The 11,275-nt window shown below is 77.1% G+C and carries 14 protein-coding genes; 9 read left to right on the top strand and 5 right to left on the bottom strand.

Going from position 1 to position 11,275, the window contains the following annotated elements:
* The 4 genes from ABEB16_RS16285 to ABEB16_RS16270 all read left to right on the top strand — a co-directional run.
* Positions 1 to 548 (top strand): Fur family transcriptional regulator (locus tag ABEB16_RS16285; RefSeq protein ID WP_345713275.1); only part of this gene is annotated, 548 nt, incomplete at its 5' end.
* Positions 538 to 1,671, top strand: coding sequence for a CAF17-like 4Fe-4S cluster assembly/insertion protein YgfZ (ygfZ, locus tag ABEB16_RS16280; RefSeq protein WP_345713274.1), 1,134 nt, complete (start codon positions 538 to 540; stop codon positions 1,669 to 1,671). The genes ABEB16_RS16285 and ygfZ, both read left to right, overlap by 11 nt.
* A gap of 104 nt (positions 1,672 to 1,775) precedes the next feature.
* Entirely contained in the window at positions 1,776 to 2,402 is a 627-nt protein-coding gene (locus ABEB16_RS16275; RefSeq protein ID WP_345713273.1) for an RsiG family protein, read from the top strand.
* A gap of 177 nt (positions 2,403 to 2,579) precedes the next feature.
* Entirely contained in the window at positions 2,580 to 2,924 is a 345-nt protein-coding gene (locus tag ABEB16_RS16270; protein WP_345713272.1) for a DUF2516 family protein, read from the top strand.
* Between the two features lie 77 nt (positions 2,925 to 3,001).
* Here ABEB16_RS16270 and ABEB16_RS16265 read toward each other — a convergent pair whose 3' ends face one another.
* Positions 3,002 to 3,340 (bottom strand): hypothetical protein, encoded by a 339-nt coding sequence (locus tag ABEB16_RS16265; RefSeq protein ID WP_345713271.1) that lies wholly within the window; start codon positions 3,338 to 3,340, stop codon positions 3,002 to 3,004.
* Positions 3,341 to 3,483: 143 nt separating this feature from the next.
* Here ABEB16_RS16265 and dtd point away from each other — a divergent pair, with 143 nt between their 5' ends.
* Positions 3,484 to 3,909, top strand: coding sequence for a D-aminoacyl-tRNA deacylase (gene dtd / locus ABEB16_RS16260; protein WP_345713270.1), 426 nt, complete (start codon positions 3,484 to 3,486; stop codon positions 3,907 to 3,909).
* Here the strand turns inward: dtd and ABEB16_RS16255 are convergent.
* Entirely contained in the window at positions 3,887 to 4,699 is an 813-nt protein-coding gene (locus ABEB16_RS16255) for a class I SAM-dependent methyltransferase (RefSeq protein ID WP_345713269.1), read from the bottom strand. The genes dtd and ABEB16_RS16255 overlap by 23 nt on opposite strands.
* A gap of 178 nt (positions 4,700 to 4,877) precedes the next feature.
* Here ABEB16_RS16255 and mshA point away from each other — a divergent pair, with 178 nt between their 5' ends.
* Complete coding sequence (mshA, locus tag ABEB16_RS16250) at positions 4,878 to 6,188, top strand: D-inositol-3-phosphate glycosyltransferase (RefSeq protein WP_345713268.1); 1,311 nt, start codon at positions 4,878 to 4,880, stop codon at positions 6,186 to 6,188.
* 56 nt (positions 6,189 to 6,244) lie between these two features.
* Positions 6,245 to 6,988, top strand: coding sequence for a phosphoglyceromutase (locus ABEB16_RS16245; RefSeq protein WP_345713267.1), 744 nt, complete (start codon positions 6,245 to 6,247; stop codon positions 6,986 to 6,988).
* A 31-nt stretch (positions 6,989 to 7,019) separates the two neighbouring features.
* On the opposite strand, the gene ABEB16_RS16240 is transcribed toward ABEB16_RS16245, so the two are convergent.
* Both ABEB16_RS16240 and phoU read right to left on the bottom strand, forming a co-directional pair.
* Positions 7,020 to 7,673, bottom strand: a complete 654-nt coding sequence (locus ABEB16_RS16240; RefSeq protein ID WP_345713266.1) for a hypothetical protein — start codon at positions 7,671 to 7,673, stop codon at positions 7,020 to 7,022.
* Between the two features lie 41 nt (positions 7,674 to 7,714).
* Positions 7,715 to 8,431 carry a phosphate signaling complex protein PhoU gene (phoU, locus tag ABEB16_RS16235; protein WP_345713265.1) on the bottom strand — a complete coding sequence of 239 codons (717 nt, stop codon included), beginning with the start codon at positions 8,429 to 8,431 and terminating at the stop codon, positions 7,715 to 7,717.
* Between the two features lie 189 nt (positions 8,432 to 8,620).
* On the opposite strand from phoU, the gene ABEB16_RS16230 reads away from it, so the two are divergent.
* Together ABEB16_RS16230 and ABEB16_RS16225 are read left to right on the top strand one after the other, a co-directional pair.
* Positions 8,621 to 9,808: a sensor histidine kinase gene (locus ABEB16_RS16230; protein ID WP_345713264.1), complete on the top strand. Its 1,188-nt coding sequence runs from the start codon at positions 8,621 to 8,623 to the stop codon at positions 9,806 to 9,808.
* A gap of 73 nt (positions 9,809 to 9,881) precedes the next feature.
* On the top strand, positions 9,882 to 10,562 hold the full coding sequence (locus ABEB16_RS16225) for a winged helix-turn-helix domain-containing protein (protein WP_345713263.1): 681 nt from the start codon (positions 9,882 to 9,884) through the stop codon (positions 10,560 to 10,562).
* 40 nt (positions 10,563 to 10,602) lie between these two features.
* On the opposite strand, the gene ABEB16_RS16220 is transcribed toward ABEB16_RS16225, so the two are convergent.
* On the bottom strand, positions 10,603 to 11,187 hold the full coding sequence (locus ABEB16_RS16220) for a hypothetical protein (RefSeq protein WP_345713262.1): 585 nt from the start codon (positions 11,185 to 11,187) through the stop codon (positions 10,603 to 10,605).
* Positions 11,188 to 11,275: the final 88 nt, after the last annotated feature.

Below are 11,275 nucleotides of genomic sequence, written 5' to 3'. Positions count from 1 at the left end.
CCGCCCGCGCGGCGGCCCGGCCGCGTCCCGGCGCCGGCGCCGGCGAGACGTACCCTGGCCCGGTGGAGGGCGGGAGCGGTCTGGCGCGGGCGCTGCGCGAGCGCGGGCTGCGGCGCACGGCGCAGCGCGAGCTCGTCCTGCAGGCGGTCGCCGACCTCGGCCACGCCACCTGCGAGGAGGTCGCCGAGCACGTGCAGCGGCAGGTGCCGGACGTGAACCTCTCCACCGTCTACCGGGCCCTCGACGTGCTCGTCGAGGTCGGCCTCGTCGCCCGCGGCCACCTCGACCGGCAGGCCACCTCCTACCACCTGCTCGAGCACGCCGACCACCTCCACGTGGTGTGCGAGGGGTGCTCGGCGATGGGCGAGGTACCCGCCGGTGAGGCGGCGACCCTGGTGGCGCGGGTCTCGGAGCTGTCCGGCTACGCGGTGGACGCCCGCCACCTCGTGCTGCGCGGGCGCTGCCCCCGCTGCCGGCAGGGCGGTGCGCCGGGTGGTGCGGCTGCGGGCGACCACGACGCGACGGGAGGAGAACGCCATGACGGCTGACACGAGGGCCGCTGCGAGTGCGGGAGCGGACGCGCAGGAGGCCCCCGCGCCCCCGCGCTCGGTGCTGCTGGCCCGGCCCGGCGCGGTGGAGGCCGAGGGCGCCGACGCCGGGGTGGCCTGGCACTACGGCGACCCCGTGGCCGAGCAGCGCGCGCTGGCCGCGGGCCGCGGCTTCGTGGACCTGTCCCACCGCGGCGTGGTCACCGTCACCGGCCCCGACCGGCTCGGCTGGCTGCACAGCACCACCACCCAGGACCTGCGCGCCCTGCCGCCGCACCGCAGCACCGAGAGCCTGCTGCTCAGCCCGCACGGCCACGTCGAGCACGCCCTGCACGTCGTCGACGACGGGGAGACCACCTGGATCACGGTGGAGCCCGGCCGCGCGCCCGCCCTCGCCGCCTGGCTGCACTCGATGCGCTTCATGCTGCGGGTCGAGGTCGCCGACGTCACGGGCTCCTGGGCCGTGCTCGGGCAGCCGCTGCGGGCCGGGTCGGCGCCCGGGGAGCCCCTCGCCTGGTGCGACCCGTGGCCCGGCGAGCCCCCGCTGGCCGAGGGCGGCACCGCCGACACCGCCAGCTACGCCGCGGTGCGCACCGACGAGCACCCCGGCGCCGAGCGGGCCTGGCGGGAGGTGCTCGTGCCGCGCCCCGGGCTGGAGGCGCACGTGGGGGACGCGCCGCTGGCCGGCACCTGGGCGGCGGAGGCGCTGCGCATCGCGGCGTGGCGGCCCCGGGCGGGTTTCGAGACCGACCACCGCACCATCCCGCACGAGGTGGACTGGCTGCGCACGGCGGTGCACCTGCACAAGGGCTGCTACCGCGGCCAGGAGACGGTGGCGCGGGTGCACAACCTGGGCCGGCCGCCGCGCCGGCTGGTGTTCCTGCACCTGGACGGCTCCGGGCACGACCTGCCCGAGCGCGGCGACGACGTGCTGCTCGGCGAGAAGCGGGTCGGCTTCGTGACGTCGGCGGCGCGCCACCACGAGCTGGGCCCGATCGGGCTGGCGCTGCTCAAGCGCAGCACCCCGGCCGACGCCCCCCTCGTCGTGGTGGGTGGGGCGGGTGGGGACGGTGTGCCGGGCCGGCGGATCGCCGCGGCGCAGGAGCTCGTCGTGGCCCCGTGAGACCCGAGAGCGCATACTCTGCGTCATAGGTGAGCGATCGTCGGTGAGCAGTCGTCGGTGAGCAGCGGATGCGACGGCCCTGGGGCCGGTGGGGAGCGACGGGTATGACCACTGGGCAGTCGAGCAGCGGGCAGCCGAGCACCGGGGGGTCGAGCGGCTACCAGGCGGGTGGCCGGCGCGCGATCGACCGGATCCTGGCCCCCGAGTTCCTCCAGGGCCTGCAGGACCTCTCGCTGCCGGAGCTGCGCGCCCGCCGCGGCGAGGCGGAGCAGGAGGAGGCGGACCTGTCCTACGCCCGCCGGCTGCTGCAGGGCCGCCTCGACATCATGCAGGCCGAGGCCGACCGGCGGCAGGGCGCCGACGGGGCGCCGGACCTGCCGCACGTGCGCTCCGACGCCGAGCTCGTCGCCACCCTCACCGACGTGCTCGCCGACCCCCGGCGCACCAACCACGGCTACGGGCGGCACAGCACGGTGGAGCCCAGCCGGGTGGGGGAGCACCGCCGTCGCGCGGAGGCCGCCGTCGCCGACCCGCGGCTGTCCGACCTCGCCGCGCTCGGCGACGACGAGCTCGCCGCCGCCCAGCAGAACCTGCGCGCCCTCGAGCAGGAGATCAGCGCCGACCGGCACCGGGTGCAGGAGGCCATGGACGCCTGCACCGAGGAGATCACCCGCCGCTACCGCGACGGCGTCGTGAACATCGAGGACACCCTCGGCGTGCCCGGCCGCTGAGCGGTCCCGGCCGTCCCGGGGCGCTGTGCGCCGGTCCGGTGGGCGCTGTGCGCCGGTCCGGTGGGCGCTGTGCGCCGGCCGGGTGGGCTGCGCCGGTGGGGTGGTGGTGCTGCTCCGGCCGGTGCCGCGCCCACCGCGCGGCCGGGGCGCGAGGCCGTGACGATTTAGGATCGGTGTGTGATCGACATCAGCCTCGCGAGCGTGCAGGGCGTCCTCATCCTGATCCTGTCCGTCGCGGCGCTGGGGGTGCAGGGCTGGGCGCTCGGCGACTCGCTGCGCCACCGGCCCGAGGCCTACGCCTCCGCCGGCAAGCTCACCAAGACCAAGTGGGTGGCGCTGCTGGCCGTCGCCGCCGCCATCGGCGTCATCTCGCTGGGGCAGAACTTCCTCGGGATGCTCTTCTTCGACGCGCTGGCCGTGGTGGCCGCCGTCGTCTACCTCACCGACGCCCGGCCGGCGCTGCGCCCCTACAGGGGCCGCGGCAACCGCGGCGGGCACGCCGGCCCCTACGGCCCCTGGTGAGCCCCCGCCCCCGCTGAGCCCCCGCCCCCGCTGAGCCCCCGCCCCCGCTGAGCGGGTGCCCGGGGGCGCCGCGGGGGTCAGCGCCCGTGGCGCACCGCTGCCCGCGTGAGGCCCGGGCCGCGCAGCGGCAGCACCGGGGCCCGGTGCCGCGACCGGTGCCGGCGCACCCCGGCGACCGCGCAGCGCAGCAGCGCGGTGCCGGCGACGAGCAGCGCCGCCACCGACAGCAGGTCGGCCTCCGTGAAGCCGCGGGTCGCGGAGAACGAGACCAGGACCCGCCCCTCGACGGGCTGGTTCACCCGGGTCCACACCGCGGCCAGCAGGCCCGCCAGCACCGCGACGTCCCAGCGCGGCCGCAGCAGCGCCCCCGCGCAGGCGACGAGCAGCGCGAGGACGGTGAGCGGGATGACGACCACCACCAGAGGGTAGATCGTCCCGGCGGCGCCTCCCGGCCCGTCCACGAGGCGTGCACACCGCCTGCACCACCCGATCCACCCGATCGGCCCGATCCCGCCCGGCCCCGCCATCCCGGGTGGGGCCGGTGGTGCACAGTGCTGGCGTGAGAGCCGTCGTGCAGCGCGTCAGCAGGGCCCGCGTCGTCGTCGCCGGCGAGGTCGTCGGCAGCCTCGACGGCCCCGGCCTCCTCGTCCTGCTCGGGGTCACCCACGACGACGGCCCCGCCCAGGTCGAGCGCATCGCCCGCAAGGTCGCCGAGCTGCGGGTCCTGCGCGGGGAGCTGTCCGCCCTGGACGCCGGGGCCGGCGTGCTCGTCGTCAGCCAGTTCACCCTCTACGCCGACACCTCCAAGGGCCGGCGCCCCACGTGGAACGCCGCCGCGCCCGGCCCCGTGGCCGAACCCCTCGTGACGGCCGTCGTGGAGGCGCTGCGCGCCCGCGGGCTGCAGGTGGCCACCGGTTCCTTCGGCGCCGACATGGCGGTCGAGCTCGTGGGCGACGGACCCGTCACGATCCTGCTGGAGGCCTGAGCGCCCCACCGGCCGGCGCCACGGCCGCCCACGCCACGGTCACCTCCCCGAGCCGCCAGCGGGCGGGGGAGTCCAGCAGCGGGAAGCTGCGCGCCACCTCCGCGCAGGCGGCCACCCAGCGCTGCCGCGCCCCGAACGTGCCCAGCGGCGCGGCGCGGGCCCACGCCGCGTCCAGGGCGCGCAGGTAGTCGTGGACGCCCTCGCCGGGCACGTTGCGGTGGATGAGGGCCTTGGGCAGCCGCTCCGCCACCTCCGAGGGCCGCTGCAGCCCGCCCAGCCGCACCGACAGCGTCAGCGACCTGGGGCCCCGCCCGGCGTCCAGCGCGATCCACGCCGCCCGGCGGCCCACCTCGTCGCACGTGCCGTCGACGAGCACCCCACCCGGTGCCAGGCGCGAGCGCAGCAGCTCCCACGCCCCCGCCACGTCCTCCTCGGGGTACTGGCGCAGCACGTTGAACGCCCGCACCAGCACCGGCCGGCCACCGCCGGGCACCGACAGCTCGAAGCCACCCCGGGCGAACCGCGGCGCCCCGGGCAGGCCCGCCGTCAGCTCCCGCGCCGCCGCCACCCGCTCCGGGTCGATCTCCAGCCCCACGACCCGCACGTCGGGGCGCACCCGGCGCAGCCACCGCTGCAGGTCCAGCACCGTCACCGGGTGCGCCCCGTAGCCCAGGTCCACCACGAGCGGGTCCACCGCGGTGCGCAGCGGGCCCGCCGCCGGCCCGGCCAGCCAGCGCTCCACCCGCCGCAGCCGGTCGGGGCCCGTGGTGCCGCGCGTGACGGACCCCACGGGCCCGGTGCGCCCCCCTGCCCGCGCGCGCCCCCGCCCGCGCGCGGCACACTGCCCACGGGGCGGGTCGCCGGCCGCCCCGGCGCTCCCGGACCGCTGCGGGCTCCACCGCGGGGGTGGGGGGACGTCGACCACCGGCGAACCGTAGCGACGTCAGGACCGGTGCCGGGGTGCAGCGATGATCGAGGTGGAGCCGGTGGCGGCCGGTGGGGGCCCGGCGGCGGCCGTCCCGGCGCCGCGGCGGGTGGCGGTGGTGTCGCTGCACACCTCCCCGCTGGAGCAGCCCGGCACCGGTGACGCCGGGGGCATGAACGTCTACGTGCTGGAGCTGGCCGCCCAGCTCGCCCGCCGCGGCACGGAGGTGGAGGTCTTCACCCGCGCCACGTCCTCCGACCAGCCGCCGGTCGTGGAGCACCTGCCCGGCGTGCTCGTGCACCACGTCACCGCGGGCCCGTACGAGGGGCTGGCCAAGGAGGACCTGCCCGGGCAGCTGTGCGCCTTCGCCGCCGGGCTGCTGCGGGTGGAGGCGCGCCACGAACCGGGCCACTTCGACGTCGTGCACTCCCACTACTGGCTGTCGGGGCAGGTGGGCTGGCTGGCGGCCGAGCGCTGGGACGTCCCGCTGGTGCACACCATGCACACGATGGCGAAGGTCAAGAACGCCAGCCTCGCCGAGGACGACACCCCCGAGCCGCCCGGCCGCGTCATCGGCGAGCAGCAGGTGGTCGACGCCGCCGACCGGATCGTCGCCAACACCGCCGAGGAGCGCCGCGACCTCGTCGAGCTGTACGCGGCCGCCCCGGAGCGGGTGACCGTCGTCCCGCCGGGGGTGGACCTGGCCACGTTCGCCCCCGGCGCGGGGCCCGACCCGCGCGCCGCCGCCCGCGCGCGCCTGGGCATCGCCCCCGACGCGCAGCTGCTGCTCTTCGTGGGCCGCATCCAGCCGCTCAAGGCGCCCGACGTCCTCGTGCGGGCCGCGGCGCACCTGCTGGCGGCGCGCCCGGAGCGGCGGCGCACCCTGCTCGTGGCGGTCCTCGGCGGGCTGAGCGGGTCCGGGCGCAGCCGTCCCGACGCGCTGGCCTCCCTCGTGCGCGAGCACGCCCTCGGTGGTGTCGTGCGCCTGCAGCCGCCGGTGCCCCGCGCGGAGCTGGCCGACTGGTACCGCGCCGCCGACCTCGTGGCGGTGCCCTCCTACAGCGAGTCCTTCGGGCTGGTGGCGCTGGAGGCGCAGGCGTGCGGGACGCCGGTGGTGGCCGCCGCCGTGGGGGGCTTGCGCACCGCGGTCGCGGACGGGCGCTCCGGCGTCCTCGTCGACTCCCACGACCCGGCGGTGTGGGCGGCGTCGCTGGGGGCGCTGCTCGCCGACCCCGGCCGGCGGGCCGCGCTGGCCCGCGGGGCGCTGGCCGCCGCCGCGGGCTTCGGCTGGGACGCCACCGCCGAGGCCACCGCCCGCGTCTACCGGGACGCGGTGGGGGCCCGCCGGCGCTGACGGGCTCCCCGTCGAGCGGGCGGGGGCCGCCGGGGCGGGCCACTAGGGTCTGGGCCATGACTTCGACCCTCGTGCTGCTGCGCCACGGCGAGAGCGAGTGGAACGCCCTGAACCTCTTCACCGGCTGGGTGGACGTCGCCCTGTCCGAGAAGGGGCGCGCGGAGGCCGCGCGCGGCGGCGAGCTGCTCGCGGAGGCGGGGATCCTCCCCGACGTGGTGCACACCTCGCTGCTGCGCCGGGCCATCACCACCGCCCACCTCGCCCTCGACGCCGCCGACCGGCACTGGATCCCCGTCCGCCGCTCCTGGCGGCTCAACGAGCGGCACTACGGTGCGCTGCAGGGCAAGGACAAGAAGCAGACGCTGGCGGAGTTCGGCGAGGAGCAGTTCATGCTCTGGCGGCGCTCCTACGACGTGCCGCCGCCGCAGATCGAGCTCGGCTCGGAGTTCTCCCAGGACGCCGACCCCCGCTACGCCGACCTCGGCGCCGACGCCCCGCGCACGGAGTGCCTGCAGGACGTCGTGACGCGGATGCTGCCGTACTGGGAGGAGGCCGTCGTCCCGGACCTGCGGGCCGGGAAGGTGGTGCTGCTGGCGGCGCACGGCAACTCGCTGCGCGCCCTCGTCAAGCACCTGGACGGCATCTCCGACGCCGACATCGCCGCCCTGAACATCCCCACGGGCATCCCGCTGCTCTACCGGCTGGACGACGACTTGCGTCCCGTGCAGGCGGGCGGGGAGTACCTGGACCCCGAGGCGGCGAAGGAGGCGGCGGCGGCGGTGGCCTCGCAGGGCCGCTGAGCCGCGCCGGCGGACCCGGCCACCGGCGCCCTCAGGTGCCGGTGGCCGAGCTGCCCGGCCCTCCCGTCGCGGTGCCCGTCGGGGTCGCGGACGCGGTGCCGCCACCGCGGCAGGCGCGCTCGATCGCGGCCTGCACCCGTTCCTGGGCGAGGAGGACGGCCGGGTCCTCCGCCGCCGCCGTGGCCGAGTCCACGCGCTGCATGGCGGCGGCCAGCTCCGCGGCGGCGCCCGAGCCGACGTCGAGGGCGCCGACCTCGGCGGCCAGCCGCCGGTAGTAGCCCAGCACGAGCTCGGCGTCGGCCCGCGTGCCGGCCGCGGTGGCCGCCACGACGGCCGCGTAGTAGTCCGGTCCCCGCTGCGTCGTCACGAGGGCGGAGACCGCCTGGGCGCGCACGTCGCTGCGGCCCACGCCGAGGCGGTCCAGCTCGTCGGAGATGGCGTCGTCGAGGTCCTCGCGGGCCCGGCTCACCGCCGCGCAGTCCACGTCGACGGCGGTGGCCTGCGCGGTCGGCGGATCGGTCCCGGCCGGCGCGACACCGCCCGCGGACGTCGTCGGAGCGGCCTGCGGCGCGCTGGTCGTCGCCGTGCCGCCGGGGTCGCCGCCGGTGCAGCCGGTCGCCGCGAGCAGCAGGAGCCCCGCCGCCGTCAGCGCCCCCCCCGCCCGCTCGCCTGCGATGCGGACCACCCGGGAACGCTATACCCGCGCCGCGGCCGGGGCCCCGCCGCTCACAGCGGGCGACCGGGCTCGACCACCCGCGCGGTGGCCGTGGAGGCGGTGGCCGCGCGGGTCGCGGCCCGGTGGTCCTCGTAGGAGCCCGTGACGAGGAAGGCGACGCGCCGGGCCACCGAGACGGCGTGGTCGGCGAACCGCTCGTAGTAGCGGCCCAGCAGGGTCAGGTCGACGGCGAGCTCGGCCGCTCGCGACTCCTCGCCGGTGAGCAGGTACGCGAAGACGTCGCGGTGCAGCCGGTCCATCTCGTCGTCGTCGATCTCGAGCTGCTCGGCCAGCGCGAGGTCGCGGGTGGCGATCAGCTCGGCGGTCTTGGCGACGATGCGCTGGGCCACCTCACCCATCCGCAGCACCGTGTCGCGCATCTCCTCCGGCACGACGGAGGCGGGGTGGCGCAGCCGCGCGAGCTTGGCGACGTGGCGCGCGAGGTCGCCCATGCGCTCCAGGTCCAGGCCCATCCGCAGCGCGGTGACGACGACGCGCAGGTCGGTCGCCACCGGCTGCTGGCGGGCGAGGATCTGCAGGCACCGCTGCTCCAGCTGCTGCTGGAGCTCGTCGATGCGCTCGTCCGCCGCGATCACCGTCTCGGCCAGCTCGCGGTCGGCGTCGAGCAGCGCGCGCGTCGCACGGGTCACCGCCGACTCCGCGAGCTGGGCCATGGCCACGAGGTTCTCGCCGAGGAGCGACAGCTCCTCCTGGAACTGCTCACGCACCGCCGCGCCTCCCCATCCCGGGCCGCGTGGTGGCGGTCCGCTCCTGGTCCCACGGTCGCAGGAGGGGGTGAACGGTGTCGAGCCGGGAGGTGAACTCATCGACGATCGGACACCGCCGGGGGGTGGCGTGCGGCCGGGTGGGCACTGCGCCGCGCGTGCTCCACGTACGCTCTGCAGCGTGGTGGAGCCGTGACGCCGGAGATCCTGGCGCTCGTCGCCGGGTGCGCGGGAGCGCTGACCGGGGCGGGTGCGGTGCTGGCCTTCCGCTTCAGCGAGCGCCAGCAGGAGTCCGCGCCGCCGGCCGGGGGGCAGGACGACCTGCCGCCCGGGGTCAGCGACGTGCTCGCCGCCCTGCGCTCGGCCGCGGTCGTGCTGGGTGACGCCGACGAGGTCGTCCGGGCCAGCGCCGCCGCCTACGCCGCGGGCGTCGTGCGCGGGCGGGAGCTGGTCCACCCCGAGCTGCGGCGGATGGTGCGCCAGTGCCGCCGCGACGCCGCCGTGCGGGAGGAGGAGCTGGAGCTGCCCGCCGGCCCGCTGGGGCGCGGCACCCTCGGGGTGCTGGCGCGGGTGTCCTGGCTCGGCGCGCACCACGTGCTGCTCCTGGTGGAGGACCGCACGGAGGTGCGGCGCGTGGAGGAGGTCCGCCGCGACTTCGTCGTCAACGTCAGCCACGAGCTGAAGACGCCGGTGGGGGCGCTGTCGCTGCTGGCCGAGGCCGTCGCGGGTGCCGCCGACGACCCCGAGGCCGTGCGGCACTTCGCCTCGCAGATGCAGCGGGAGTCGGTGCGCCTCGCCGACCTGGTCAAGGAGATCATCGACCTGTCGCGGTTGCAGTCCGCCCAGGGCGTCGTGCAGCCGGAGCTGCTCGACGTCGACGGCATCGTCCGCGAGGCGATCGAGCGCACCGGCTCGGTGGTGCGGGCCCGCGGCGCGGACGTGGTGGTGGCCGGGGAGCGCCGCACGCGGGTGGTGGGCGACCGGGAGCTGCTCGTGACGGCGGTGCGCAACCTGGTGCACAACGCGGTGGCGTACTCCCCGGAGGGCAGCCGCGTCGTCGTGGAGGTCCGCCGCGTGGGCGGCAACGCGGAGATCTCCGTCATCGACCGCGGGGTGGGCATCCCCGCCGCGGACCTCGACCGCATCTTCGAGCGCTTCTACCGCGTCGACCCGGCCCGCTCCCGCTCCACCGGCGGGACGGGGCTGGGGTTGTCGATCGTCAAGCACGTGGCCGCCAACCACGGCGGCGAGGTGGTCGTCTGGAGCGTCGTGGGCGAGGGCTCGACCTTCACGCTGCGGCTGCCGGACGCCACGGAGGCGGCGGCGTCCTCGGCGCCGCTGCGCGTGCCCGCGGTGAGCCAGGGGCACGGTCCCCGGTGAGCGCGCCACACCCTGCAGGCTGCCCGGCCCCCACCGGCCGGGGCTGTTCCACCGCGAGCGAGGAGAACCGACCGTGACCCGCATCCTCCTGGTCGAGGACGAGGAGTCCTTCAGCGATCCGCTGTCGTACCTGCTGCGGCGCGAGGGCTACGAGGTGTCGGTGGCCGACACCGGTCCGGCCGCGCTGGAGGAGTTCGAGCGGGTCGGCGCGGACCTGGTGCTGCTGGACCTGATGCTGCCGGGCATCCCGGGCACCGAGGTGTGCCGCCAGCTGCGCAGCCGTTCCAGCGTGCCGGTCATCATGCTGACGGCGAAGGACTCCGAGATCGACAAGGTCGTGGGGCTGGAGATCGGCGCGGACGACTACGTGACGAAGCCGTACTCCTCCCGGGAGCTGCTGGCCCGGGTGCGTGCGGTGCTGCGCCGGGGCGGTGAGCCGGAGGAGCTGGTGCAGACCACGGTCGAGGCGGGGCCGGTGCGGATGGACGTCGACCGCCACGTGGTGACGGTCAACGGCGAGGTGGTGCCGCTGCCGCTGAAGGAGTTCGAGCTGCTGGAGATGCTGCTGCGCAACGCCGGGCGGGTGCTGACGCGGGTGCAGCTCATCGACCGGGTGTGGGGTTCGGACTACGTCGGCGACACCAAGACGCTCGACGTCCACGTCAAGCGGCTGCGCGCCAAGATCGAGCCGGACCCGTCCTCGCCGCGGCACCTGGTGACGGTGCGGGGGCTGGGCTACAAGTACGAGGCCTGAGCCGCGGGGCGGGGTGCCGGGCACCCCGCCCCGGTGCGGTTCAGCTGGTGGTGGTGGCCGTCGACGTGGCGGTCGACGTGCCGGTCGCGGTGCCGGTGTCCGTCGGGGCCGGCGCGGGGGTGAGGGTGGTGTACTCGTGGCGCGGGAGCAGCACGGGCACCTCCAGGTCGACGGAGGCGCCGTCGGCCTCGAAGGTCACCGGCACGAGCTCCCCGGCGACCGCGTCCACCGAGGAGATCTCGACGGCTGTCGGCGCGGTGGTCTCGACGGCGCCGGCCTCGGGGGTGGTGGTGGGGCCGGCCCCGCTGCCTGCGCCCAGGACGTAGGCCACGCCGGTGGGCACGGTGATGGAGGTGTCGCTCCCGCTGCCGGTGTCGACGGTGACCTCGACGTCCTCGGTGCCCTCGTTGACGAGGGTGGCGGAGAGCACGCCGGGGGCGCCGTCCCCCTCGGAGACCACGAGGACGTTGCGCACGACGACGTCGCCGACGGTGGTGCTGAAACCGTCGCTCGGCTCGTAGGGGACCGCCGTCTGCACGGGGGAGAAGACTGCGCACCCCGAGACGGCCGCGGTGGAGAGTGCGGCGATCGCGACGGCGGCGGGTCGGCGGAGGCGGCGCTTCACAGCGGGCAGCCTAGCGGGAGGGGGGCCGCGCGGTCCCGCCGAGGGGGCGCCCGCGCGGCGGCGGCCCGGCGGTGGCCGGCCCCGCCCC

This window comes from Kineococcus glutinatus (assembly GCF_039542765.1).
Taxonomy (GTDB): Bacteria; Actinomycetota; Actinomycetes; order Actinomycetales; family Kineococcaceae; genus Kineococcus_A; species Kineococcus_A glutinatus.
The sequence above is the reverse complement of the archived record's forward strand: the minus strand, read 5'-3'. Positions and strand labels throughout refer to the sequence as shown.